The organism is Shewanella litoralis, from assembly GCF_009828585.1.
GTDB classification, from domain to species: domain Bacteria; phylum Pseudomonadota; class Gammaproteobacteria; order Enterobacterales; family Shewanellaceae; genus Shewanella; species Shewanella litoralis.
Genome location: NZ_WSRZ01000011.1, coordinates 114,312 through 141,270, shown reverse-complemented (window position 1 = coordinate 141,270; position 26,959 = coordinate 114,312). Strand labels below are relative to the sequence as shown.

Below are 26,959 nucleotides of genomic sequence, written 5' to 3'. Positions count from 1 at the left end.
GTCGATGCAAAATGTGGTGATACTCGGGGCGACAGGCTCAATTGGTGCGAGCACACTCAGTGTGATAACGAACAACCCCAATGCTTTTAAAGTCTATGGTTTAGTTGCTAATGCCAGTGTCGATAAAATGCTTGCTCTGTGTGTTCAATATCAGCCGCAATATGCGCATATGGTTAATGAGCGCGCGGCTATGCAACTTAAAGCGCAGCTACCCTCAGGTTGTGTTACAGAAGTCACAACAGGGGCTCAGGCGTTAAATGCGCTTGTTACCGATAGCCGCACAGATACAGTCATGGCCGCCATCGTTGGCGCCGCCGGACTAGTGCCTACCTTTGATGCGGTAAAAGCCGGTAAGCGTGTGTTATTGGCCAACAAAGAAGCCCTGGTGATGTCTGGTGAATTGTTTATGAACACCGCGAAGGCTTCAGGTGCAACGGTATTGCCTGTCGACAGCGAACATAACGCGATATATCAATGTCTACCTCAGCAAGTGCAAGACCAACTCGGTTACTGCGATCTCAATGCTAATGGGATTTCGCATATATTATTAACGGGGTCTGGTGGGCCATTTTTGAACACTGATTTAACGACCTTGAGCGCAATGACACCGGCTCAGGCGTGTAATCATCCTAATTGGTCTATGGGACCTAAAATTTCGGTCGATTCAGCCACCATGATGAATAAAGGCTTAGAGTTTATCGAAGCTCGTTGGCTGTTTAATACCCAAAAAGATCAGCTTAAAGTGGTGATTCATCCTCAAAGCGTGATTCATTCCATGGTGCAATATCGCGATGGCTCTGTGATTGCACAGATGGGAAATCCCGATATGCGCACACCAATTGCTCATTGTATGAGCTATCCGCAAAGAATTCACGCCGGTGTTGAACCTTTAGACTTTTTCAAAGTCGGACAATTAAGCTTTTGTGAACCTGACTTTAGCCGTTTTCCTTGTTTGCGTTTAGCGATGCAAGCTTGTGAACAAGGCCAAGAAGCGACAACGGTTTTAAACGCAGCAAATGAAATTGCTGTTGAGTCGTTTTTAGCAGGTCAGATCCGTTTTACCGATATTGCTGATGTTAATCATCATTGTTTAGACTCGGTGCAACAAACACGCTTAGCCAGCATTGATGATATATTACAGCTTGATGAGCAAGCACGTAAAACCGCTAAGTCGTTTATTAACGCACTCAATTAATACAGGGAAATGATGATAGATTTTTTTTGGAGCCTTGGTTCATTTATCGTGGCATTGGGCATTTTAATTACCGCCCATGAATACGGCCATTTTTGGGTTGCCCGCCGTTGTGGTGTCAAAGTAGAGCGTTTCTCTATTGGTTTTGGCAAAGCGATATGGCGCAAAGTGGGTCAAGACGGCACCGAATATGTGGTTGCGATGATCCCACTAGGTGGTTACGTTAAAATGCTCGACGAGCGTGTTGAAGACGTGCCTGCAGAACTTGTCGACCAGGCCTTTAACCGTAAAACGGTATGGCAACGTATCGCGATTGTGTCAGCAGGCCCCATTGCCAATTTTATTTTTGCCATTGTTGCTTTGTACATTATGTACATGATTGGCACGCCATCATTAAAACCTGTTATCGATAGCACAAAATTAGACAGTCCTGCAGGGATTATTAATGTGGTTGAACCGCAACAGATTCTCGCGGTGTCAGGGCAAAAAGTGCGCACGTGGGAAGAGGTTAACTTAGCGTTAGTGGGGCATATTGGTGATGCAAGCATCGAATTAACCATTGCGCCATTGGCCACATTATCGGGCATGGATATGCCAACCAAAACAGTGACATTAGATACCAGGTCGTGGATTTTTGATCCTGAAAAAACCTCGCCTATTACTTCGTTAGGTTTAGGGATATTTCGCCCAGGGATTGACCCTACCATTGCTTTAGTGTCGGCTGAGAGTGCAGCAGAACAAGCAGGGATAAAAGTCGGTGATAAATTGTCAGCGATTAATGGAACCCCTTACAGTGATTGGAAAGCCTTTGTTGATGTGGTACAAACATCGGCAAACAAAACAATCAACATGACATTGATGCGAGATGGTCAGGTCATCAATGTTGATGTAACACCTAAAGCACAACAAAACGCAGATGGTCAAACCATTGGTATTGTTGGCATTAGTCCAACTCAAGCACCCTGGCCTGATAATATGCGCTTTGAGCTTGAGTATGGCATAGTAGATTCTTTTATCGCCGCGACTGACAAAACATGGCAACTCGTTGTCGTTAGTTTCAAGATGATTGGAAAATTATTTACCGGCGATGTGTCGGTGAAAAACTTAAGTGGTCCTATTTCGATTGCACAAGGCGCAGGCGCCAGTGCAAGTTACGGTTTAGTGTACTTTCTTGGGTTTATCGCGCTCATCAGCGTTAACTTAGGCATCATTAATTTAATGCCTTTGCCAGTGCTTGATGGTGGACACTTGCTGTATTACTTTGTTGAAGTGATTACTGGTAAGCCTGTACCCGAAAAGGTACAGGAAATAGGTTTCAGGTTTGGCGCAGCGATGCTGCTAATGTTGATGGGTGTCGCCCTATTCAACGATTTTGCCCGACTCTGAGCAAGGACAGACTAATAATTAGAAGTGCTCTATGAGATTGAATAAAATTTTTGCCTCGATGTTATTCGTCGGCGCGTCTTTTTCAGGGAATGGTTGGGCAGAGTCTTTCCAACCTTTTGAAGTGACCGACATTCAAGTAGAAGGTCTGCAACGAGTTGCTCTCGGTGCGGCGCTATTAAACTTACCTGTGAAAGTAGGTGACACAATAGATGAAGTTAAATTACAGCAAGCGATTAAGAGCCTCTATGGCTCAACTAACTTTGAAAACATCAGTATCAGTCATGAAAATGGCATATTGTATGTAGCCGTCAAAGAGCGCCCAACCATCAGCGTTATCTCCTTTGAAGGTAACAAAGACATTAAAGACGAGCAGTTACAAGAGAGTCTTGATGGTTCTGGTGTGAAATCTGGCGAATCCTTAGATAGAACCATGTTGTCAGGCATTGAAAAAGGCCTGCAAGATTTCTATTACGGTGTAGGTAAGTACGGCGCCAAAGTTGAAGCACAGATTATCAACTTACCGCGTAACCGTGTTGAGCTTAAGTTTAAGTTTACCGAAGGTTTAGCGGCAGAAATTCGTCAAATTAACGTGGTAGGTAACACGGTATTTACTGACTCAGAGCTGATTAGCATGCTCGAGCTGAAAGACTATGTTGCCTGGTGGGATTTATTCGGCGAACGTCGCTATCAAAAGCAGAAGTTACAGGCCGATTTAGAAACCATTAAGACCTATTATCACAACAAAGGTTATATTCGCTTTGAAGTGACTTCAACGCAAGTTGCGATGACCCCAGACCGTAAAGGTTTGTACATCACAATCAACGTTAAAGAAGGCGAAAAATACAAAGTGAAAGAAGTTAACCTTGTCGGCGATTTAATGGGCCGCGAAGAGTTAATGACCTCAATTTTGCCAATTAAAGCGGGCAATATGTACAACGGTGCAGATGTGACATTCACCGAAGAAATGTACAGTAAATATTTAGGTCGATTTGGTTATGCCTATCCAGAAGTGAAAACATACCCTGAAATTGATGATGAAAACAAAGAAGTTGTATTAAACATCAATATTAAACCAGGTAAGCGTGTGTATGTTCGCTCCATCAATTTCACCGGTAATACGGTGACTAAAGATGAAGTCATGCGCCGTGAGTTACGTCAAATGGAAGGGGCTTGGTTAAACTCAGCCCAAATTGAACAGTCTAAGTTGCGTCTTAACCGTTTAGGTTACTTCGAAACAGTAGAAACTGAGACGATTCAAGTGCCAGGCAGTGACGACCTTGTTGACGTAGCCGTTACCGTTAAAGAGCAGCCATCAGGCTCGTTCAATGCTGGTGTGGGCTACGGTACTGAATCAGGCGTAAGCTTGCAGTTCGGTGTTGAGCAAAACAACTTCCTTGGTACTGGTAACCAAGCAGGTTTTAGCGTTAATACCAATAAGTACTCAAAAAGTGCGACTTTATCTTATACCGACCCATATTTTACTAAAGATGGGGTCAGTTTAGGCGGTAGCGTGTACTGGAATGAGTTTGACGCGAACCAGGCTAACCTTGAACGGTATAAGAATAAGTCTTACGGCGTTGCACTTAACTCTGGTTTCCCGATTAATGAATCTAACCGTTTAAACGGTGGTATTGGGTATCGTCATAACACGATTTCAGAAATTTCGTCTTATGAACAGGCTGTGCGTTTTTACAATATTTACCGTGAAAACGATGAAGTTGATTCTGATTTAAGTTTTGATAACTTTGAATTGACCGCAGGTTGGTACCGTAGCACGCTTAACCGCGGCACGTTCCCTACAGACGGCTCTTCACAGCGTCTAAGCGGTAAAATGACGGTGCCAGGCTCGGATTTACAATATTTTAAAACCGATTTTGATACTAACTTCTACTTCCCGATGACTCGTCAGCACGGATTTGTGTTGTTAGCTCGTGCCCATTTAGGTTACGCAAACGGTTATGGTGATTTTAACGATAATGAACAAATTTTACCGTTCTGGGAAAACTACTACTCAGGTGGCTCAAGTTCCTTACGTGGCTTTAAGTCTAATTCAGTAGGCCCTCGTTCGTTCTATCTATATCGTGGCAGTTCCGCCTGTTCGCCAGATCCATCGGGTGACGGTTGTAACTTACCTGGAGATGTCAACACTGTTTATGTCAGTGAAGGCAACTCTATTGGTGGTAATGCAATTGCAACCGCCAGTTTAGAGATGATAGTGCCAACACCATTTTTAGATGAGGCATACACTAACTCAGTGCGTACCAGTTTCTTCTTAGACGCCGGTAACGTGTGGGATACCGAGTTTGATTACGATGGCTATCGCTATTTGCCAGCGGATCAATTCTCGCAGTTAAGTGATTATAGTGACCCTGGACGTATCCGTGCGTCATGGGGTATGAGCGTGCAGTGGCTATCACCAATGGGTCCAATGGTGTTTAGTTTAGCCTGGCCGATAAAAGAATATGAAGACGATGAAACAGAGATTTTCTCGTTCAATATTGGCAAAACGTTCTAAAACAAATACACTCGGCAGGTTTTGCTGATAACAACAATTTTAACAGGAGTCTACTTTGAAAAAGATGGTAAATCGCGCACTAGTAACATTGGCATTAATCGCTACGCCTATGCTCGCTCACGCAGAAAAAATTGCAGTGGTTGACATGGGTGAAGTGTTTGAGCAGTTGCCACAGCGCGAACAAATTTCTAAATCATTAAAAGCTGAGTTTGGTGATCGTGTTGCTGAAGTTCAAAAAATGCAGGAAGAAATGCGTTCTTTGGTTGAAAAGCAACAACGTGACGGCGCATTAATGAGCGACACACAAAAAACTGAACTAGTACGTAAAATGGATTCTTTAAAATCTGAATTCCAATTAAAAGGCAAAGCACTTGATGAAGACATGCGTCGTCGTCAAGGTGAAGAGCAAAATAAACTATTAGTTCAAGTTCAAAAAGCCATTAATACTATTGCTGGTAAAGAAAATTATGATCTAGTGCTACAACGTGGCGCGGTTATTTTTGTTAAGCCAGAAGCTGATATCAGCGGTAAAGTGGTTGAAGCCTTAAGTAAAGGCAAATAAGTAATATGCAAAAAGTGACTTTAAAAGAGCTTGGCCAGCAATTGGGCGCAACGGTTAAAGGTGATGCAACAGTGGAAATCACCAGTGTTGCGACTCTTGAAGATGCGGCCCAAGGTCAACTCTCTTTTTTAGCCAATAGTAAGTACCGTGCTCAGCTTGAGGCAACTCAAGCTAGCGCGGTATTGCTAAGCGAAAAAGACGCTGAGTTTTATCAAGGTAATGCGTTAATTATTAGCGACCCTTATGTGGCATTTGCACGTGTAGCGCAACGACTCGATACCACGCCTAAACAAATGTTAGGCATTCACCCATCAGCACAAATTGACTCGTCAGCCATTATTGGCACAGGTGCGGCAATCGGGGCTAATGTGGTTATTGGTGCAAGGGCAATTATAGGTGAGCACGTCCAAATTGGACCCGGCTGTGTTATCGGTGAAGACAGCATTATTGGTTCAGATTCTCGTCTCTGGGCTAACGTCACTGTTTATCATGATGTGCACATCGGACAACATTGTCTTGTGCAATCAGGTACAGTGATTGGTTCTGATGGTTTTGGTTACGCAAATGAGCGCGGAACCTGGGTTAAGATCCCTCAAACTGGCGGAGTTCGTATCGGTAATAATGTCGAAATTGGTGCGTGTACCAGTATCGACAGAGGCGCGTTATCTCATACTGAAATTCACGATGGCGTGATTATCGATAACCAAATTCAAATTGCTCATAATGTCATTGTTGGTCAAAATACTGCTATTGCAGGTAGCACTACAATTGCGGGTAGTACAGAAATTGGTAAATACTGTATTATTGGCGGTAATACTGCCATTGCAGGCCATTTAACTATTGCCGATGGTGTCCATGTTTCAGGTGGCACTAACGTAACCAGTATCATCCGTGACAAAGGCGTGTATTCTTCTGCAACGGTTGCAATGGAAAACAAGCTATGGCGTAGAAACACTGTGCGTTTCCGTCAATTAGATGAATTATTTAATCGAGTAAAACAGCTCGAGAAAAGTACCAAAGGCGAAGAATAAGCCAATTCTGCCTTGATTAAGGAATGTAGTGTGTCAAACCAATTAAACACCATGGATATTAAAGAGATCCTTAAATATCTACCTCATAGATATCCATTTTTGTTGATCGATCGTGTATTGGATTTTACCGTGGGTGAGCAATTACACGCGATTAAAAACGTCACGATTAATGAACCTTTTTTTCAAGGTCATTTTCCTGTTCAACCGGTTATGCCCGGTGTTTTAATTTTAGAAGCGATGGCACAAGCCACAGGCTTACTTGCTTTTAAAACCATGAGCACTGAACCTTCTCCAGACGTATTGTACTATTTTGCAGGTATCGACAAGGCGCGTTTTAAACGTGTTGTTGAGCCAGGCGATCAAATACATTTCCACGTCAAAATGATTAAAGAGCGCCGTGGCATTGGTGTATTTATTGGTGAAGCATTAGTTGATGGCGAACTGGTTTGTTCTGCCGAAATTATGTGCGCACGTAGAGAGATTAAAAAGTGATAGATAAATTAGCGTTTGTTCACCCTACAGCCAAAATCGGTCAAAATGTCACGATAGGTCCTTGGACATACATTGGCGAGAACGTTGAAATTGGCGACGACACCTGGATAAGCTCTCATGTGGTGGTTAAAGGTCCAACAGTTATCGGTAAAGGTAACCGGATTTTCCAGTTCGCTTCAGTCGGTGAAGAGTGCCAGGATAAAAAGTATGCCGGCGAACAAACTCGCTTAATTATCGGTGACAACAATATTATCCGTGAATCTGTCACCATCCATCGTGGTACAACTCAAGACAATCACGAAACCCGTATTGGCTCAAACTGCTTGTTTATGGCTTATGTGCATATCGCTCACGACTGTGTTGTGGGTAATAATGTGATTATGGCTAACAATGCTTCAATTGCTGGCCATGTACATGTTGGCGATTGGGTTATTCTTGGTGGCATGACAGGTGTGCATCAGTTTGTTCGCATTGGTAATCATGCTTTCACCGCGGGTGCCTCTCTTATATTACAAGACGTGCCACCATTTGTGATGGCGGCGGGGTCTCCAGCAGCACCACGTGGGTTAAACCTTGAAGGCTTAAAGCGCCGTGGTTTTACCAAAGAAAGCCAGCGTGCAATCTTAAATGCGTATAAAGCGGTATACCGTAAGAGTTTAACCATTGAAGAAGCCAACGCTGAAGTCAGTGAGATGGCTGAAAAAGATGAAAATGTAAAAGCCTTTATGGCATTTATTAATCATCCTGGTCGCGGCATTATTCGATAGAAGAAAAGATGACACAAGGTTCTCAAAAAGTATTTGCCATTGTCGCCGGAGAAATCTCCGGCGATATTTTAGGTGCTGGCTTAGTTAAGTCGCTTAAGCAACGCCATCCTGATGCCCGCTTTATCGGCATTGGTGGCCCACGTATGCAAGCCCTCGGATTTGAAAGTCTATTTTCAATGGAAGAGCTAGCGGTCATGGGATTAGTGGAGGTGCTATCACGTCTACCTCGGTTGCTCCATATTCGCTCAAGTCTGATCAAACAGATTACCGAACTTGCACCTGATTGCTTTATTGGCATCGATGCCCCCGATTTTAATATCGGTCTTGAGCTAAAATTAAAAGCCAAAGGCATTAAAACCGTGCATTACGTTAGCCCTTCGGTGTGGGCGTGGCGTCCAAAACGTATTTTTAAAATAGCCAAAGCCACCAATATGGTGCTGTCTTTATTGCCGTTCGAAAAAGCCTTTTACGATAAACACCAGGTTCCTTGCACATTTGTTGGCCATACCCTGGCTGATGATATTCCGATGCAAAGCGATAAGTTAGCCGCACGTGCAGAGTTAGGTTTAGATGCCGCAGCAGAATACTTGGCGGTATTACCAGGCTCTCGTGGTGGTGAATTAGCTCAGCTTGCTGAGCCTTTTGTTAAAGCGGCCTTGCTCGTTAAACAAGCCTATCCTGACATCAAGTTTGTTACACCTATGGTGAATGAGGCGCGTAAACAGCAATTCACCGACGCTCTGCAACAATATGCACCAGATTTAGAAATTCATATTGTTGATGGTCACTCGCGTGAAGTGATGGCCGCTGCCGACTGTATTTTATTAGCGTCTGGCACTGCGACTTTAGAGGCGATGCTGGTTAAGCGTCCCATGGTAGTGGCGTATCGTGTAAGCCCGATAACTTATGCGATAGCGATCCGCATGATGCAAATTAACAACTATTCATTACCGAACTTACTCGCGAATGAAACGATAGTACCTGAACTTATTCAAGATAATTGTCAGCCTCAATTAATCGCAGAGGCTGTGATTAAGCAACTTAACCAGGATTTTGCGCCGCTTAATGCCCAATTTGAGCAATTGCACCAGCTACTTAAATGCAATGCCAGCGAGCGCGCAGCAGATGCTGTAGATGCTTTACTGGTAACAGGACAATCCTAATGATAACGCTTGATACTATGCCTGTTGTGATAAAAAACATCACACCTGAACAAGTCAATTTGATATCGCAAGGTGTGGTTGCTGGCGTTGATGAAGTTGGACGTGGCCCATTAGTGGGCGACGTGGTGACAGCGGCTGTGATTTTAGATCCTAATAAGCCTATTGCTGGTTTAAACGACTCTAAAAAGCTCAGCGAAAAGCGCCGTAATGCTTTATATCAAGATATTATCGACAACGCGCTGAGTGTCAGTGTTGGCCGAGCTAGCCCGGCAGAAATTGATGAGTTGAATATTTTGCATGCCACCATGTTAGCCATGCAACGTGCAGTTGCCGGGCTAAGTATTGAGCCGCAACGGGTGCTCGTCGACGGTAATCGTGTACCTGACTTTGGTATTGCTAGCCATGCCGTGATTAAAGGTGACGGCTTAGTAGCAGCCATTAGTGCGGCTTCTATTATTGCTAAAGTGACCCGCGACGCTGAAATGGATATCCTAGACCAGCAATATCCTCAATATGGCTTTGCTAAACACAAAGGCTACCCAACTAAAGCCCATTTTGAGGCTTTAGCATTGCACGGCGTATTGCCTGAGCATCGTAAAAGCTTTAAACCGGTTGCTGAACGTATTTTACTGCAGAATAAATCTTGATATTAAAGACAATAACCGACTTAATCATTGGAGAAAGTTGCTTAGTTTGATAGTCTAAATCCCGCTTTTTCATGTTATTACATTCATCTTTTTCGAAGAATAATTAATCTATGTCCGATCCTCGTTTTGTTCATTTACGCGTTCACAGTGATTTTTCGATGTCAGACGGCGTCGCAAAAGTTAAGCCCATTATTGCCGCGGCAGAAAGCCTCGACATGGCGGCGATAGCGTTAACCGATCAAAACAACTTTTGCGGCCTGGTAAAGTTTTATGGTGGTTGCCATGGCGCAGGAATTAAACCCATAGTCGGTGCCGACTTTTGGGTGCAAACGCCAGGCTTTGAAAAAGAATTTTGCGCGTTGACCATTATTGCGATGGACAACGAAGGCTATCAAAACTTGACCCAATTAATCAGTGAAGCCTATTTGCGTGGTCAAATTGATGGCCGGGTAGTGATTGATCAAGATTGGCTGATTAAATTTAACCGTGGTTTGATTATTTTATCGGGTGCTAAAGAAGGTGATGTTGGTAAGGCGTTATTAAAAGGCAATCAAAACCAGGTTGACGCTTTAGTGAGCTTTTACCAACAACACTTTAACGACCGCTATTATTTAGAATTAATTCGAACCGGGCGCGCCGATGAAGAACGTTACCTGCACATGGCAGTTGAACTTGCATCAAGCAGAGGTTTGCCGGTTGTTGCCACTAACCAGGTGGTGTTTTTAAAGCAAGATGACTTTGAAGCACACGAAATTCGCGTGGCAATTCATGATGGTTTTACCCTTGTGGATCCTCGTCGCCCTAAAACCTACAGCGACCAACAGTATTTACGCAGTCAAGATGAGATGTGCGAACTGTTTAGCGATATCCCTTCGGCGATACAAAATACCGTCGAAATTGCTAAACGTTGTAACGTTACCATTCGATTGTACGAGTATTTTCTGCCGAACTTCCCCACTGGCGACTTATCAATTGAAGACTTTTTAGTTGATGTGTCTGAAAAAGGCTTAGAAGAGCGACTCGAGTTTTTATTTCCTGATCCACAGGTACGAGCTGAAAAGCGTGGTGAGTATGACGAACGCCTCGAAATTGAACTCAAAGTCATTAACCAGATGGGTTTCCCGGGTTACTTCCTTATCGTAATGGAATTTATTCAGTGGGGTAAAGATAACGGTATTCCTGTCGGGCCTGGTCGTGGTTCTGGTGCGGGGTCGCTGGTGGCCTATGCGCTTAAAATTACCGACCTTGATCCGCTAGAGTACGACTTACTGTTTGAACGTTTCTTAAACCCTGAACGTGTCTCGATGCCCGATTTTGACGTCGACTTTTGTATGGACCGTCGTGACGAGGTGATTGACCACGTAGCCGAGCTATATGGCCGTGAAGCGGTATCACAGATTATTACCTTTGGAACCATGGCGGCCAAAGCGGTTGTACGTGATGTTGGCCGTGTATTAGGCCATCCATACGGTTTTGTTGAACGCTTAACAAAAATGATCCCAGCAGAACCTGGGATGACATTGGCCAAGGCCTTTGAGGTTGAGCCTGCGCTACCTGAAGCCTACGCCGCAGATGAAGACGTAAAAGAGCTAATCGACATGTGTCGCCGCCTTGAAGGGGTCACCCGTAACGCGGGTAAACATGCCGGTGGTGTGGTGATTGCCCCCACACGGATCACAGACTTTGCGCCGCTATATTGCGACGCAGAAGGTTTAAACCCGGTTACCCAGTTTGATAAAAACGACGTTGAAACCGCCGGTTTAGTTAAGTTCGACTTCTTGGGGTTACGGACCTTAACCATTATTGACTGGGCATTGCAGATGATTAATCCGCGCCAAGTTAAAGAAGGTAAAGAGCCGGTTCGTATCGAATCCATCCCGCTTGCCGATCCTGCTTGTTTCAGGTTGTTGCAACGCTACGAAACCACCGCGGTATTCCAGCTCGAATCCCGCGGCATGAAAGATTTGATTAAACGTCTACAGCCAGATTGTTTTGAAGACATGATTGCATTGGTGGCGCTGTTTCGTCCAGGGCCGCTGCAGTCGGGCATGGTTGATAACTTTATCGAACGTAAGCACGGCCGTGAAGAAGTGTCTTACCCAGACTCTGAATATCAACACGAATCATTAAAAGAGTTACTGTCACCTACGTACGGCATTATCTTGTATCAAGAGCAGGTTATGCAGATTGCTCAGGTACTTTCTGGTTACACCCTAGGCGGCGCGGACATGCTCCGCCGTGCAATGGGTAAGAAAAAACCGGAAGAAATGGCCAAGCAACGTGGCACCTTTAAAGAAGGTGCTATTAAGAACGGGGTCGACGGCGACCTGTCGATGAAAATTTTCGACCTGGTAGAAAAGTTTGCGGGTTACGGTTTTAACAAATCGCATTCGGCCGCATATGCTTTAGTGTCGTACCAAACATTGTGGCTTAAAACCCATTATCCGGCGCAGTTTATGGCCGCGGTAATGTCTGCCGACATGGATAACACCGACAAAATTGTCACCTTAGTTGATGAATGTGAGCGCATGGGCTTACCGCTTATTCCGCCAGATGTGAACAAAGGCTTGTTTAAGTTTACCGTTGATGACGACCTTAATATTGTTTATGGCATTGGCGCCATTAAAGGCGTGGGCGAGGGCCCTGTTGATTCGATTTTAGACGCTCGCAAAGACGGCCCTTTTATCGATTTATTTGATTTCTGTGCACGTGTCGACTTAAAAAAGCTCAACAAACGCGTCATCGAGAAACTTATTTTAGCAGGGGCATTAGACACCCTAGGCCCACATCGCGCCTCAATGATGGCAACATTACCCGAAGCCATTAGCGCAGCAGCCCAGCATGCCAAAGCTGAAGCGATTGGCCAACATGATATGTTTGGTTTGCTTAATAGCGAGCCAGAAGACAGCAAGCAAAACTTTGTTCAGTGCACGCCATGGCCTGATAAAATTTGGTTAGAAGGCGAGCGCGAAACTTTAGGGCTCTACTTAACTGGACACCCGATTAACCAGTACTTAAAAGAGCTTAAGCAATACACCAATGGCCGTTTAAAAGACATTCATCCAACCGAGCGGGGCAAAACCGTTAAAGCGGCTGGGTTAGTGGTAGCAACCCGAGTGATGATCACCAAGCGTGGTTCAAAAATGGGTCTGGTTACCCTTGATGATAAAAGTGCGCGTCTCGAAATCATGCTATTTACCGAGCCATTTGAAAAATTTGGTCACTTACTTGAAAAAGATCGCATTCTTATTTGTGAAGGCGATGTCAGTTTTGATGATTTCTCGGGTGGCAACCGTATGAATGCCCGTAATGTGATCGAAATTGGTGAAGCTCGCAGTCACTTTGCCAAAGCGGTTGAAATTAATGTACAAGGCAATGATGTCACCCCTGAATGGCTGGAAACATTTGAGCAAACCCTAACGCCATGGCGTAATGGTGCAGTGCCTGTGGTGATTAATTATGTTAAACCAGAAGCCAGCGGTAAGATCACCTTAGGTAATGAATGGCGGGTCAACCCAAGTGATGAATTAATGCTATCACTTGAAAGTATGCTCGGTTCACATAACGTTAAAATTACGTTTAATTAGGCAGATATCATGACTCATGCCGCGCAGAAGTCAGACAATATAACAACCGCTCAGCTATTAACCTTGCTAGAAAATAGCGTGCTACCTTTGTACCAACAAGGTGTGCAACTCAATGAGCATGCGCCTAAGTTAGTGTTGGCTTACAGTGGCGGTATTGACTCTGAGGTCTTAGCGTTTGGCTTAAGTGCTTTTGCCCAAAAACATCCACACATTGCATGTTTGCTTATTCACGTGCATCACGGTTTAAGCCCTAATGCTAATGTGTGGGTAGAGCACTGTATTAGCCGTGCGAATCACTACCAACTGCCAGTACAAATAGAGCGGGTTAAGGTAGAAAAAGGCCCAAGGGAAAGCTTAGAAGCCAAAGCGCGTGATGCGCGCTATCAGGCTTTTGACCGTTATCTTAATCCTGGCGATATCTTACTTACCGCCCACCATCAAGATGATCAACTCGAAACCGTATTACTGGCATTAAAACGTGGTCAGGGCCCCAAAGGCCTGGGCGCGATGGCGCCAATGCAATTATACAAGCAATCCTGGTTGCTTAGACCGCTGTTAGCCATTAGCCGTCTGCAAATAGAGCAATTTGCAACTCAATACCAATTAAGCCACATAGAAGATGAGAGTAATCAAGACGACAGTTACGATCGTAACTTTTTACGCCTAGAGATTATTCCTCGCCTAAAACAACGCTGGCCAAGCATTGCCACCACAGCAGCAAGAAGCGCCGCATTGTGTGCACAGCAACAACAAGTGATTGATGATGAAGTGAGTTATCGCTTACCCCAATGGTTAACTCTACCCACCGATACCGACGGGTTAATCACTGAGTCTAGTGGGTTTAAACTGGCGCAGTTGAGCCAATTAACGCCTGCATGGCAAGCATTGTTATTTCGAGGTTATTTACAGCATTGTGGTGTGAGTTTGCCATCGCAATCGCAATTACAGCAAATATTGTTGCAATTGATCGAGGCCAAAGATGATGCCAATGTGGCCATTCAATGGGGCGATTATCAGGTTAAACGCTTTGCCAATGCGGCTTATGTATTAACCCATCAAGCGCTTGAACCTGTCGATGCCACAAAGCTTGAAAATGATATTCGCGCAGTATTAGCCGGCGAGCTAAATCAAGCCACGGGCAAAATAGGGCAGCTGCCATTTAGTGTGCAAATTCAGGCGCAAGAGCTTGCACAGCAAGATATTTCAACATCAGTAACGCCGTTACTTGCCTTGCCTTTTGATCAAGCACAAATCACTGTGCAGTATGGTGCATCTGGTGCAATTAAATGTCAGCCACAGTTTGCCACATCGCAGCGCAGCAAACCGCGTGAGCTTAAAAAGCTTTGGCAGGAGTGTCATATACCGCCATGGCGTCGTCAGCAAATTCCATTAATTTTTTACGGTGATGTGTTAGTTGCCGCTATCGGATTATGGATAGACAAACGTTACCTGGCAGCACCAGGCCAACCCGGGCTTAGCTTACCGCTTTTGAACACCCGGTAAAATCGCCACAAAAACAACCTTGAAGCCAATTAAGCTTACAGATTGTGGCAAATGCCTTGTTGCTCGAGCAATGAAGCGGCTTGAACTTCAATATTTTCGTCATTTGTATTATGACTACCGTAGTTAAATTCAGTAGCAAACCATGAAGCGTCCATGTCAGCTTTGTTGTTTAGTGCAATGGGTAATATTGAACACAATTTACTCACAGCCACATCGATCTGTTTTGACTCAATGAGTTGTAATGTTGTCGTGGCCATTTGGATTTCAGCCGCCGCAACACTTTGACCGCCATAAGCAAATAACTTCAGTCCAACAATACCAGCCACACTAATACCTATGGCAAAACTTAATATTCCGATGATGATAGTTTTCATATACCTTCCTTGTTTTGGTTGTGAACTTAAAGACATAATATGTCAGCCAAGTATTTAAGGTAGGCTTTTGGACATAATATGTCAAGTAGATTTGTACGCTTGGTCTTGATTTTATTTGGCTAGATATACTTCTTTCGATTTACTAACTAGCTGTTACAATAAATTTTCTTAATATTTAACAAAGGATGTTGTCTGTGAATACCTTTCGTTTATTAGCGGTGTGTGGTGTTTTTTTATTACCAAGCGCAAATGCCGCGCCGTTTCAGTTTGATGAAAAAAACTACCGCCAAGATGTAGAAACACTTGCCAGTGATGAATTTGAAGGTCGTGGGCCTTTGTCTAAGGGCGAGACATTGACCGTTGAGTATTTAGAGAAAGCATACAAAGCGATAGGGCTCAAACCGGGTTTTGGCGACAGCTACCGTCAAGCAGTGCCTATGGCTAAAATAACTGCCGATCAAACCATGCAGCTAACCATTGCTGATGTGGTGCTAAATAACGGCAGCGACTTTACCGCCCGCACCGAACAAATTCAGCCACAAGTGTCATTAGACAACAGCGACGTTGTTTTTGTGGGGTACGGTATCAATGCCCCAGAATATCAATGGAACGATTACGCCAATGTTGATGTGAAAGGCAAAACGGTTATTGTGCTAGTTAACGACCCAGGTTTTGCCACTCAAGACCCTGATGTTTTTAAAGGTAATGCCATGACCTACTATGGCCGCTGGACTTACAAGTACGAAGAAGCAGCAAGGCAGGGCGCCAAAGCGGTGTTTATTGTGCACGAAACTGCACCCGCAGCCTACGGCTGGAACGTCGTTGAAAACAGCAACACCAATACCAAATATACTTTAGTGGATAACCACAAAAATCAATCTCACATCGGTGTCATGGGCTGGGTTCAACATCACGGTGCACAAAAAATATTTAGCGCAGCAGGCCTTGATTACGACACTCTGAAACTCACCGCCGCAAAGCCAGGTTTTAAAGCGATACCACTTAAACTTAAAGCCAATTTAACCCTCAAAAACCAAATCGAATTGGCAACCTCTTATAACGTAGCAGGTATTTTACCTGGCAGTTCACAAGCCGATGAATGGGTAGTTATGCATGCGCATTGGGATCATTTAGGTAAGACAGTAGAAAACGGTAAGACCGTTATTTTAAACGGTGCTGTCGATAATGCCTCAGGTGTTGCCGGGGTATTACAGTTAGCGCGTCATTTTAAAGCGCAAAACAAAGTCCCTAAACGCTCTATTTTGTTTGCAGCCTTTACCGCAGAAGAAACAGGCCTTATTGGTGCGCAATACTTTGCTGCCAATCCACCTGTACCGACCAAACAACTCGTATCGTTTTTAAACATAGACGGCATGAACGTTGGCAAAGGTGTTAATTACATCCTGCGTTATGGCCAGGGCGTGTCAGAGTTAGAGACCTATTTAGATGATGCCGCCAAAGCACAAGGGCGCACTGTAAAAGCAGACCCTCGCCCACAAAATGGCCTTATGTTCCGTTCAGACCACTTTGCCTTAGCCCAACAAGGAGTGCCAGGGTTAATGTTTATGAGCCTAGGTGATACTGACCCAGATTATATTGCTCATAAATATCATCAAGGTGCTGACGATTATGATGCCAGCTGGAATTTAGGCGGAGTCGAGCAAGACCTCGCTTTAATCAGTGACATTATTGAAAAGCTTGCCAACAACAACGACTGGCCAAAATGGCTAGAAGAATCTGACTTTAAAAAACGTCGAGCGATGGACGGTAAGTAGTGTTAGCTAGTTGGATAAAGAGAGGAGGCGAAAGCTTCCTTTTATTATTGGAGTGGTAAATTTTGAGCATTAATACCAATTCCATTAATTATCTGGTCATTCAGCGGGAATTCTGTGCCTTCTAGGCAAGTAATAGAATTGAAGGCATAGTTGCTCTCGGCAACTGCTCCTGCGTTGCTCTACCTCCTGCATCCATGCAGTCGTACGTCAAAATGCTATTAAGCAGCATAGAAGGCACAGAAACCCGCCTTGCAGGAGACACTCAGACCGTTCATTTCTTTGTTGCATCGTCTTAGAAGGGAATAACCATTATTTCAACAATGCGCCTCAAACTGAACAATCTGAGTGACTCTGATTGGTCACATAATTAAAGTGAATTGGTATAAATTAAACGTTGCTACATTAAGTTCTATTACAATGCTAACCAATTAACATCTCAATATGACTCATTGAAAAGGAAATCATTCATGGTGCTACCTAAAGCAAGCTTATCAATAGGCCTTATGGCGTTTAGCCTTATCTCATTAAGCGGGTGTGAGTTTTCCCCTGGCGATAAAATTGAACCCACAGTAAAAACCTCAGGAATCGATCTTGTCATGTTTACTGAGGGTGCATTTACACAACCTCCTAAAATCGTTGACTGTGAAACCGCGCAGGGTAATGTCACAACCTGTTACGAGTTTACGACCTCAGGTGCTCCAGCCGGTCGGGAACCTGGCCCATTTTGCCCAAGAAATACTACCGATGGTGCCGATGTTGGTGGTGCGTGGTTCAGTAAAACGGGCAGTGGCGATTTGGTGGATATCACCGGTGAATTTATCTTAAAGCTGGGTGAATACTACGGCGATGAAAAGTGGCTTGTTTATGATGCTAAAACCAATAAAGTACGGTATACCGCAACCAAAGAAGCTTGTTTAGGCGCCGCTCGTCCCGATGTTGCAGAACAATACAAACAAAATTGTATTGAGTGTGAACTATCCTATCTCGATGATGACTTCACTCTTACTTACCTTATTCCTACAACGCCTATTCCAGCGGCTCAGTCTAGCCGAGTACATACCGTAGGTATTGCGCTTGATGGTGCAGAATTATCAGGCCCCGCGCCGGTAAATGCCATTTTAGGCAGCTACACCATTGCCGCGTTTGATGACTGTGGAGGGCACATTAATGTGCATCAAGGTTATCACTATCATTCAACCACAGGTTGTACCGATAAACAGGCAACAGACACCACCGACGGGCACGCGCCACTCATTGGTTATGCATCAGATGGTTACGGTATTTATGCAATGAGAAACGCTGAAGGAAAAGAAGAGTCATTAGATGAATGCCGTGGCAACACCGATGATACTCGTGGCTATCATTACCATGCGGCAAGCCCGAGTGAAAATATGTTTATTGGTTGCATGCATGGTGAAACGGTCAGTCCCGTAGGCGGACCAGCTGGCGGCCCACCTGATGGAGGCCGTCCACCAGAAGGCGGTAAGCCCCCAAGAGATGGCCATCCGCCAGAAAGAAAATAATAGGAGCGCAAACTTTCATGCCAATCGCCATGTTACAAAAGCCATTAATTGCAGTATTAGCCACTTGTGTGTTGATGTTAACTCCAAGCTTTGCCGAGGCTCATTCAGGCCATCTCAATGAAAAGGCTGTTAGCGTATGCCATGACAAAGCCCGTTCAGATGACTGCCAGTTTGAAGGTGGACACCAGGATTTATACATAGGCAGTTGCCAGTATATGTCTGACACTTTAATGTGCGTCAGAAATCAGCCAATCCAAAAACTGCCAACGAAAAAGATCGAGTCAGAGACAGTGAATAAAGATTAACTTTGTAGTTACTTAGTTGAAGTGCTACGTACACGGCAGATGAGCGTAAGTCTATCTGTAACACACTATCCGGCTTTGCTTTTGAGCTGGTGGTGTTAATTTTGTACGTTTTGTATTTATGGCCTGCGGCCACCAACATCGTGGCGCTTCGCCCACACCAGACTATTTCAAACTTCGTTTGAATTAATATCGCAAGGTTCCACCCTACATGGGCTGATACATATGGCCTGCGGCCACCAACGTCGTGGCGCTTCACCCACACCAGACCAAGAGGAAACCAACGGCTGTTCCCTCTTGGAACTCCCAGCCGCCCCGCAACATTTTCAAACAGCGAAAAGGTCGCCATGGGGATTGATCCAGCTTTGGGCTTTATTTGGAATCGGCCTCGGACTTATTCGAAAATGCTAACGCTTCCGATGGTACATCCTGTACCGCGAAAGCTAGCCTGACGTCCTGTCAGGCTCACGCTATTTTCTTCAACGTCCTCAAGTTCAGAGTTGAATCACACCAATTGCAAGCAAGGTATGCAAATCATTTATGCCCCAAAGCTTCTTAGAGTAATACTCATGCATAAGTCTGTTATTCACCTTTTGACCTGCTTTTCTTATTCAAAAAGTCTTAATTTGGTGGTCAAATTGTCAATGTTACATATCTCTTAGAGTTTAAATTTTGACCAAAACAATCAAATACCCGTAATATGTCTTAAAGTACGTGTAACTTGAGTACACTTCACAAAATTTATAATAAAAATCTTTAAATAAATTAATGGCTTGTAGACCGTAACGCATGAGGTGAAATAGCAATGAAAGTAAAAGAATTGATTATGGCTCTTGAACAGTTAAACCCTGAAATGGAAGTGATTGGGTTTACCGCTAATGGTGACAAGTTCAATGATGCTAATCGAGTGTATGAACTCAAAGAACTCAAGCTAACTAAGGCACATAGAGAGCGTGCAAGAACTAAGTCAGTTGATGCAACGTTAAATTTTGCTCCAGGTGGGGAAGAGCAAGCTGTTCTCTACTTAACAAGTGATTTTTAACTTACTCTAAGGTGTCTAGCTTAATGAAATCAACTCGATTCCAAACCCTGGGTAACCATCATGATGGCTCCAAAAGCTTCCAAGATAAAAAAGAGCATCAAACTTAGTAGGATGTCGCTGAGTTAAAGTCATAAATATGGTAACTTAGTGAGTAATTTCAGTTAGAAGAGACGTTTCCCCTGATGGACACTCCAACATGCAACGCCGGTGAAGAAATGATAGAAATGGAAAATACAGAGTTTGAAGATGAAGATTTCGGGGAAGCAGAAGACCAAGAAGAAACTATTGAACCTTTTGACCCCAAAAAGGTAGATGTAAGTATTTCAACTCCAAATTTAGGCACTTTGATAGCTAGGTTGAAGCATGATGAAATTGATCTGATGCCAGATTTTCAACGTTCTGGTGATTTATGGAGCAAGCAACTACAAAGTAGATTAATTGAATCGATTCTCATTCGGCTTCCTATTCCAGCATTTTATTTTGATGCTTTACTGGACGATAAGTGGCAGGTTGTTGATGGACTTCAACGTTTATCTGCTATAAATAATTTTGTTATCCAAAAAACTTTACATTTAACAAAATTAGAATTTCTAACAGATTACGATGGTTGTACTTATGATGAATTACCGAGAGCGCTTCAGAGAAGAATTGAAGAATTCCAAACTTCAGTATATTTAATAAAACCTGGCACTCCATTATTGATGAAATACTCCTTATTCAACCGTATTAATACTGGTGGCTTAAAGTTAAACCCACAAGAGATCAGACATGCAATGAGTCAATCAGTCAATAGCGGTGCAGCATCAAAATTCTTAAGAGATGTTGTTTGTTCTGACGAGTTCAAGTGTGTGGTTGTCAATAAAAATTATCGTATGGCACATGAAGAGTTAGCTCTAAGACATTTCTCCTTTGTTATTTTTGGAACTGAATCATATAAGTCTTCTCTTCCAAAATTTCTAAACTTGGGGATGATCGAACTAGGAAATGCAGAGAGAAGGTATTTATTACGATTAAAAAATAAATTTTTGGCTTCGTTAAAAGCTGCTAATGATATTTTTGGTAAGGACTCCTTCAAGAAAAGTTTAGCCATGCCTGATCATAAAAAAGTAGTTAACAAACCTCTTTTCGAGTCTGTTTCTGTCAGTTTATCTTTGATTAATGAGCAGGAGCGTTCAGAATTAGTGAATAGAAAAGAAGAGGTTATTAAGGCGTTTACTGTTTTATTGAATGATAATGAATTTGACATGTCAATTAGTAAGTCAACGGCTAATACTGACAATGTTCAAACTAGATTTAATATGATTAATGATACAGTTAAAAATTTACTGACAGGTTGTTAATATGTTGAATTTATTAAGCTTAAAAAATTTCAAGTCAATTAAAGATGATGATTTTGAATTAAGGAATTTAACTCTCTTCTCTGGGGTTAATGGTATGGGGAAATCATCGGTTCTTCAGTCATTACTTTTATTAAGACAGTCATATGATAAACATTTGTTACCTAGTGTTGGATTGTCCCTTTCTGGTGAGTACGTAAAAATAGGTATTGGCCAAGATCTTTTATACAGAACTGCTGAAGAAGAAAGTGTAAAAATAGAAGCTTGTTGGGATGAGAATCATTTGGAACTTCATTTTGACTATGATAAAAACTCTGATATGCAACCTATTAGTTTTAAGTCCATTATTGATCCTAGTGCATTTAAAGAATCTCTTTTCGATTCAAATTTCCAGTATTTATCGGCGGAAAGAATTAGCCCTAAAAGTGTTTACGAAGTGTCTGATTATGCAGTAAATCAACGACGATCATTAGGTTCTAAAGGAGAGTATACTGCACATTTTTTGTCGCAACATGGAGATAAAGTTATAACTATAGACGGGCTTCAACATCCGAAGGCTACTACTATGTCTCTTATTGATAACTTAAATGCTTGGATGTCAGAGATTACACCAGGAACAAAAGTAATTACAAAGTTAATTCCTGAAATAAATCAAGCTAGTCTGCATTATCAATTTTCTTCCGCGACTGAACTAACCGACAAATTTAGACCTGAAAATACAGGGTTTGGACTTACATATGTTTTACCTGTTGTGACAGCTTTGTTGTGTGCGAGGCCTGATGACTTATTAATTATTGAAAATCCAGAGTCACATTTACATCCGTCAGGGCAGTCAGTTATTGCTAAAATGCTCTCAATAGCTTCTGAAAACAATATTCAAATATTAATTGAAACACATAGCGACCATATTTTAAATGGAGTTAGAGGTGCGGTTAAACATAACGATATGTCATCAGAAAATGTTTTAATATATTTTCTATCAAGAGATTTGTCATCACCTGAACATGCTGCGAATGTTGAAAAAATTGAAATTAACGATGATGGTCGTATTGATAATTGGCCAGATGGTTTTTTTGACGAATGGGATAAAAGTCTAAATATCTTGCTCAAGGACGAATAATACGTGTTTGATACTATGGTTCTAAATGAGGCATCACTTCCTTTTAGGTCAAAAGACGAATGTGAGAATAAAATTGATAGTTTTTTTGAACTCCTACATGAGGCAAAACTTCATAATATTAAGTTTTCTAGGGCTGACGATATTGAAGGAGATTGGAATCAACTAAATTATGCTGATGATTTTATATTTGGGCAGTGGTTGAATAATATCGCTGACAAAGAGAGACAGCGTCAAGTAAAAAGTGTACTTAGTAACATGAAGTGCCCCTTAGTAGATGTAAATAATAATCAGCAAGGTGTTAATGCAGAACATATACTTTTCACTCTACATGGCTCACAAGATGTGGAGGTTTTAGGTTTGGGTTTCGCCTCTCTAAATAATTCACACGCGCTAAGTTTTGCCTCGGCGGTTTATTGGGAGCAAGATTCAATTTCAATTGAAAAACTCTGGATGCATGAAGGCGTAGAACAAAGTGAAACTGTTAATGTTCCTAATGTTTCATCAATTGTTCAACTAAGGCCAATACTTGCTAATTTTGAAGCTCGTCGTATGGAAAACAAGGCATATTTTGATGCCTTGAACGTTTCAGACAATGATGACTTTAAAAATCTGCTTTTTACTGAGTCAGTACTCAAATCTTTAAGATCAACTTCCCTGCATCCTTTAGATTGTAGAAGAGTAATTGAAGTCCTAAAGAAACTTAATGAAGGCATAATTGACGCAAAAAACTTACTGGAATTATCTACGAATTCTGGTCTAGATATTTCAGGTGAAAGCGAAAGGACAATGCAGAACCGATCATTAGTAAGGCTGCGAACTTTCGAACACCCGTCATTGAAACGTCAAACGTTTGATGTGCACGTTAAAAATTTTAATAATTTCAAAAGGATGCATATATTGGTCGATTATAAATTAAAGACTGTTTGCATTGGATATTTTGGAAAACATTTGAAAACCGCTACAGAATAAAAGAGTTATTTTTTCGGTTTAATGATTTAAAGCTAGAGAATAAATTTCTGCGCCGTCCTATATTTTTTTTATCAGCTCTTCAAATAACATTGTTTCATATCCGATTGAAATACTTTTCTAATGCCAATAGTCATTTCCAGAGCTTTAGTTCTAACACATTTCTGTCCAAAAACGAGTTAGTCTCAGCTTTCAAATAGTTAAATTCAACTCTGAACTTGAGGCCGTTGAAGACTCTTTATAAGTGAATGCGTGAAGCTCACATGGCCTTTCTCGCACATCCATGTGCTACAAGGCATTCAGGCATCCTGCCTATCAGATGTGGGCTTAGCTTTCGCGGTACAGGTCGCTCTTTGGCATCCATGCCACCGCGACATTCGTGAATCCATGCACATCAGATGTACTATCGGAAGCGTTAGCATTTTCGAGTAAGGCCAAAGAGGGCTAAATACGCGGCCAAAAACTCGATTAATTTCCGTCGCAATTTTTTCGCTGCTGTTGTTTGGTTAAAAAGCGAAAATGTTGCCGGAACGGCAAGGGTGATCCAAGAGGGGATTGCTGTTGATCCCCTTTTGGTCCGTGCAGGGTGAAACCTTGCGATCTTAATTCAAACGAAGTTTGAAAAAGTCAGTTGTGGCTGCAGGCCATTAAAAAATCATCGTTATGATAAAGACTTCACCACTAAACAAGAAACCTGTTTCTGCTTACCGTACTGCATGACCTGCGCAAGCTCTGCCTGACTGATGGGGACGTAAGCTGCGTTAATCGCATCTTTTGGCGCCTCAACAAACGGGTCGTGGATGAACATAAACTGCTCGTTGTAACCGCTCAACACCACCCAATGTGGGCCTTTTTCGCCATTAAAACGATAGGTGCTGATCATTAACAACACTACACACTTTTGGTCTATCCAATGTTTTAATTGAGTAATTGTTGGCGAGGCGAAAAACATGGCCACGATAGTTGTCAATTATTCTTTACTTCCTCACTACACAAGTTTGCATTTATCTGGTGTAAAATACTTTCAACGCTTGAACAAAAGCAACAAACGAATTTAAACCAATAAATTTAATCAAGGGTAAATAATATGAAGAACGTAAAATTAACTTTAGTAACAGCTCTTTCGGTTTTGGCTTTAAGTTTTGCAGGAGTGGCATCAGCGGATAACAACAGCCTATCTAATAACCATAAACAACAAAATGAAGTTACTTATATCAAGAAGGTAAATGAAAACGTTAGTAAGAATAATACGAAAACAGTAGTTGTTACTAAGAACGTTAAGAGTACTAACAAGATAGTTGTTGTTAAAAGTACCCCAACCAAGAAGGTTGTCGTTACAAAGATAGTGGTAAAACAGCCTGCTAAGACTAAACAGCAATTTTATACTGTTCGTTCTGGTGATAGTTTGTCACTTATTTCTGCAAGAACTGGAGTTAGTGTGAAGACGCTTGCAAAATTGAATCAGCTTAAGCATCTAAACAACATACGTATTGGACAGATATTGAGAATTATATAATTTTAACTCAGCATTTATTTATAGATTTTTAAAAGCCCCCCCCACCTTTTGAAGGTGTTTTGTATTCGTAAGATAGGTTGGTCTAACGATAAGCAACCCAACTTTTTCATATCTAAAACAATCTATTGGGCTTCGTGCCTCAGCTCAACCTACAGAATGATTGATGAAAAACCGCCCAGCCGAACAGGCTCATTTAAGGTATAAACGACTTTGTTGATTGTATTTTAATGCGCGCCAATAAGGTGTCATTTTTTATAAAATCAAGTGAAGGCGATGTAGCCAATAGCATTTGGGATTGTGATGGTATCCTTAAGTTATTGATTGATTGTTAAAAACTGGCTTTTCTAAGGTAAGTTTTTATAAAAAATAACTTCTAACCTGCTTTTATTCAAAGTGTGTTTTTGTCTTGAAAATATTCAAATTCAACTCTGAACTTGAGGCCGTTGAAGACTCTTTATAACTGAATGCGTGAAGCTCACATGGCCTTTCACGCACATCCATGAGTACAAAAGTACATAAACACAAACAGTAAATGAAACACCTGGATCCCGGCTCAAAAGCATTGCCGGGAAGACAAATATAATCTGACAGACCATTTTAGATATCTTGAATCAAAGTAACGTTTATTCATACTCTGGTGTGGGCGAAGCGCCACGACGTTAGTGGCCGCAGGCCATGAGTACAAAAGTACATAAATACAAACAGCAAATGAAACACCTGGATCCCGGCTCAAAAGCATTGCCGGGAAGACAAATATAAACTGACAGACTCATTTTAGATATCTTGAATCAAAGTAACGTTTATTCATACTCTGGTGTGGGCGAAGCGCCACGACGTTGGTGGCCGTAGGCCATGAGTACAAAAGAACATAAACACAAACAGCAAAGCTAACACCTGGAACCCGGCTCAAAAGCATTGCCGGGAAGACAAATATAAACTGACAGACTCATTTAGATATCTGAATCAAAGTAACGTTTATTCATACTTTGGTTTGGGCGAAGCGCCACGACGTTAGTGCCCGCTGGCCATCAAAAAGCTTAACCTTGTTAAGCCAAAGATGATTCCACTACCAAACAAGAAACCTGTTTTTGCTTACCATACTGCATGACCTGCGCAAGTTCTGCCTGACTGATGGGGACGTAAGCTGCGTTAATCGCATCTTTTTGCGCCTCAACAAACGGGTCATGGATAAACATAAACTGCTCGTTGTAACCGCTCAACACCACCCAATGTGGGCCTTTTTCGCCATTAAAACGATAGGTGCTGATCATCAACAGCACCACGCATCCCTGGTCTATCCAATATTTTAATTGAGTAATTGTTGGCGAGGCGTTATGCACCACAACGCCTTGTGAAGCCAACTGTTGGCAAAAATCATTGTGTACTAGGGTGATGACCGCTTTTTTGTTCTTGTCGCGCACGCTATCGATAAATGGTACCGATGAAGACTGGCTGTAAATGGCAATCTGTAAGCCTCGCTTGATTGCCGCCAAGGCTAAGCCATGCACGCTGCAACCGCCATGACCGCTGGTCATAAATATGGTAGTGGCTTCGCGCCAAATACTTAACTCATCGACTCGACTGGGATTATATTGCGGTTTTATCGCACTCATGGCCATCATCAAACACGCCGCGCCGCAGGTAAACGGCGTGGTTTGTACATACAAAGGCATATTGATCACTTTACTTGGCCCTGGCGGATCTAGGCGTTTGTGCATGCGCACGCCATCGGCTAAGTCATCGTAATAATGCACTAAGGTTTTCAGGACCTTATAACCCATTTTTAAGTAAAGATTTTTTGCAGCGATATTGTCGTTTCGCACTTCGAGGCGTAATGTAATAAAGCCACGTTCGACGACGATTTGCTCGCAGCGACTCACTAGCTCAAAGGCAATGTTACGGCCTCTAAATTCCGCCGCGACAGCAATTGAATACAGTCTGGCGAGCCTAGTGCCTCGGTTAAACAGCACTAAAGCATAAGCGGCGAGTGTGCCGTCTATTTCTGCGACGAACAAACTGTCTAAAGGTGAGTTGATAAAACGTTTCATTTGCCGAGGGCTAATTTTATCGCCGCTAAAGGCATTGTTTTCAATGGTATTGAGTTGGGGTAAGTCGGTGAGGTTGGCTTGGCGCAGCAGCATGAGTCGGCTCGAAATGGC

22 protein-coding genes are annotated in these 26,959 nt (G+C 42.7%); 19 read left to right on the top strand and 3 right to left on the bottom strand.

All coding sequences use genetic code 11. From position 1 onward, the window contains the following. Window positions 1-4 precede the first annotated feature (4 nt). The 11 genes from ispC (at window position 5) to tilS (ending at window position 14,845) form a co-directional block, all read left to right on the top strand. On the top strand, window positions 5-1,195 hold the full coding sequence (gene ispC / locus GQA99_RS10805; RefSeq protein WP_160053909.1) for a 1-deoxy-D-xylulose-5-phosphate reductoisomerase: 1,191 nt from the start codon (window positions 5-7) through the stop codon (window positions 1,193-1,195). Between the two features lie 12 nt (window positions 1,196-1,207). After that, the gene (gene rseP, locus GQA99_RS10800) at window positions 1,208-2,578 is read left to right on the top strand and encodes a sigma E protease regulator RseP (protein WP_160053908.1); all 1,371 of its coding nucleotides are present in this window, start codon (window positions 1,208-1,210) and stop codon (window positions 2,576-2,578) included. A gap of 31 nt (window positions 2,579-2,609) precedes the next feature. Next, window positions 2,610-5,093 carry an outer membrane protein assembly factor BamA gene (gene bamA, locus GQA99_RS10795; RefSeq protein WP_160053886.1) on the top strand — a complete coding sequence of 828 codons (2,484 nt, stop codon included), beginning with the start codon at window positions 2,610-2,612 and terminating at the stop codon, window positions 5,091-5,093. A 64-nt stretch (window positions 5,094-5,157) separates the two neighbouring features. Then, on the top strand, window positions 5,158-5,655 hold the full coding sequence (locus GQA99_RS10790; RefSeq protein ID WP_160053907.1) for an OmpH/Skp family outer membrane protein: 498 nt from the start codon (window positions 5,158-5,160) through the stop codon (window positions 5,653-5,655). 5 nt (window positions 5,656-5,660) lie between these two features. Further along, window positions 5,661-6,686, top strand: a complete 1,026-nt coding sequence (gene lpxD, locus GQA99_RS10785) for a UDP-3-O-(3-hydroxymyristoyl)glucosamine N-acyltransferase (protein WP_160053885.1) — start codon at window positions 5,661-5,663, stop codon at window positions 6,684-6,686. A gap of 30 nt (window positions 6,687-6,716) precedes the next feature. Further along, on the top strand, window positions 6,717-7,178 hold the full coding sequence (gene fabZ / locus GQA99_RS10780) for a 3-hydroxyacyl-ACP dehydratase FabZ (RefSeq protein WP_160053884.1): 462 nt from the start codon (window positions 6,717-6,719) through the stop codon (window positions 7,176-7,178). Then, window positions 7,175-7,945: an acyl-ACP--UDP-N-acetylglucosamine O-acyltransferase gene (gene lpxA, locus GQA99_RS10775; RefSeq protein ID WP_160053883.1), complete on the top strand. Its 771-nt coding sequence runs from the start codon at window positions 7,175-7,177 to the stop codon at window positions 7,943-7,945. The genes fabZ and lpxA overlap by 4 nt, the downstream gene beginning before the upstream one ends. Before the next feature lie 8 nt (window positions 7,946-7,953). Further along, window positions 7,954-9,108: a lipid-A-disaccharide synthase gene (lpxB, locus tag GQA99_RS10770; RefSeq protein WP_160053882.1), complete on the top strand. Its 1,155-nt coding sequence runs from the start codon at window positions 7,954-7,956 to the stop codon at window positions 9,106-9,108. A gap of 17 nt (window positions 9,109-9,125) precedes the next feature. Further along, window positions 9,126-9,755, top strand: coding sequence for a ribonuclease HII (gene rnhB, locus GQA99_RS10765; protein WP_160053906.1), 630 nt, complete (start codon window positions 9,126-9,128; stop codon window positions 9,753-9,755). 110 nt (window positions 9,756-9,865) lie between these two features. After that, window positions 9,866-13,342, top strand: a complete 3,477-nt coding sequence (gene dnaE, locus GQA99_RS10760; protein ID WP_160053881.1) for a DNA polymerase III subunit alpha — start codon at window positions 9,866-9,868, stop codon at window positions 13,340-13,342. A 9-nt stretch (window positions 13,343-13,351) separates the two neighbouring features. Further along, complete coding sequence (gene tilS, locus GQA99_RS10755) at window positions 13,352-14,845, top strand: tRNA lysidine(34) synthetase TilS (RefSeq protein ID WP_160053880.1); 1,494 nt, start codon at window positions 13,352-13,354, stop codon at window positions 14,843-14,845. Window positions 14,846-14,880: 35 nt separating this feature from the next. Here tilS and GQA99_RS10750 read toward each other — a convergent pair whose 3' ends face one another. Further along, entirely contained in the window at window positions 14,881-15,219 is a 339-nt protein-coding gene (locus GQA99_RS10750) for a hypothetical protein (RefSeq protein ID WP_160053879.1), read from the bottom strand. A 185-nt stretch (window positions 15,220-15,404) separates the two neighbouring features. Between GQA99_RS10750 and GQA99_RS10745 the strand changes: the two genes are divergently transcribed. The 7 genes from GQA99_RS10745 to GQA99_RS10715 all read left to right on the top strand — a co-directional run bounded on the left by GQA99_RS10745 (window position 15,405) and on the right by GQA99_RS10715 (window position 23,287). Continuing rightward, on the top strand, window positions 15,405-16,994 hold the full coding sequence (locus GQA99_RS10745) for a M28 family metallopeptidase (RefSeq protein ID WP_160053878.1): 1,590 nt from the start codon (window positions 15,405-15,407) through the stop codon (window positions 16,992-16,994). 467 nt (window positions 16,995-17,461) lie between these two features. Next, window positions 17,462-18,517, top strand: coding sequence for a YHYH protein (locus GQA99_RS10740; protein ID WP_229785870.1), 1,056 nt, complete (start codon window positions 17,462-17,464; stop codon window positions 18,515-18,517). A gap of 17 nt (window positions 18,518-18,534) precedes the next feature. Further along, window positions 18,535-18,822: a hypothetical protein gene (locus GQA99_RS10735; RefSeq protein WP_160053877.1), complete on the top strand. Its 288-nt coding sequence runs from the start codon at window positions 18,535-18,537 to the stop codon at window positions 18,820-18,822. 802 nt (window positions 18,823-19,624) lie between these two features. Beyond that, window positions 19,625-19,861, top strand: coding sequence for a hypothetical protein (locus GQA99_RS10730; RefSeq protein ID WP_160053876.1), 237 nt, complete (start codon window positions 19,625-19,627; stop codon window positions 19,859-19,861). Window positions 19,862-20,043: 182 nt separating this feature from the next. Further along, window positions 20,044-21,201 (top strand): DUF262 domain-containing protein, encoded by a 1,158-nt coding sequence (locus tag GQA99_RS10725; RefSeq protein WP_160053875.1) that lies wholly within the window; start codon window positions 20,044-20,046, stop codon window positions 21,199-21,201. 1 nt (window position 21,202) lies between these two features. Next, window positions 21,203-22,318 carry an AAA family ATPase gene (locus tag GQA99_RS10720; protein ID WP_160053874.1) on the top strand — a complete coding sequence of 372 codons (1,116 nt, stop codon included), beginning with the start codon at window positions 21,203-21,205 and terminating at the stop codon, window positions 22,316-22,318. Between the two features lie 3 nt (window positions 22,319-22,321). Beyond that, window positions 22,322-23,287 (top strand): hypothetical protein, encoded by a 966-nt coding sequence (locus tag GQA99_RS10715; protein ID WP_160053873.1) that lies wholly within the window; start codon window positions 22,322-22,324, stop codon window positions 23,285-23,287. Window positions 23,288-23,945: 658 nt separating this feature from the next. On the opposite strand, the gene GQA99_RS10710 is transcribed toward GQA99_RS10715, so the two are convergent. After that, window positions 23,946-24,254 (bottom strand): peptidase C39 family protein, encoded by a 309-nt coding sequence (locus tag GQA99_RS10710; protein WP_229785869.1) that lies wholly within the window; start codon window positions 24,252-24,254, stop codon window positions 23,946-23,948. Between the two features lie 117 nt (window positions 24,255-24,371). Here GQA99_RS10710 and GQA99_RS10705 point away from each other — a divergent pair, with 117 nt between their 5' ends. Next, the gene (locus GQA99_RS10705) at window positions 24,372-24,800 is read left to right on the top strand and encodes a LysM peptidoglycan-binding domain-containing protein (RefSeq protein WP_160053872.1); all 429 of its coding nucleotides are present in this window, start codon (window positions 24,372-24,374) and stop codon (window positions 24,798-24,800) included. A 1,046-nt stretch (window positions 24,801-25,846) separates the two neighbouring features. Here GQA99_RS10705 and GQA99_RS10700 read toward each other — a convergent pair. Further along, window positions 25,847-26,941, bottom strand: a complete 1,095-nt coding sequence (locus tag GQA99_RS10700; protein ID WP_160053871.1) for a GNAT family N-acetyltransferase/peptidase C39 family protein — start codon at window positions 26,939-26,941, stop codon at window positions 25,847-25,849. Window positions 26,942-26,959 lie beyond the last annotated feature (18 nt).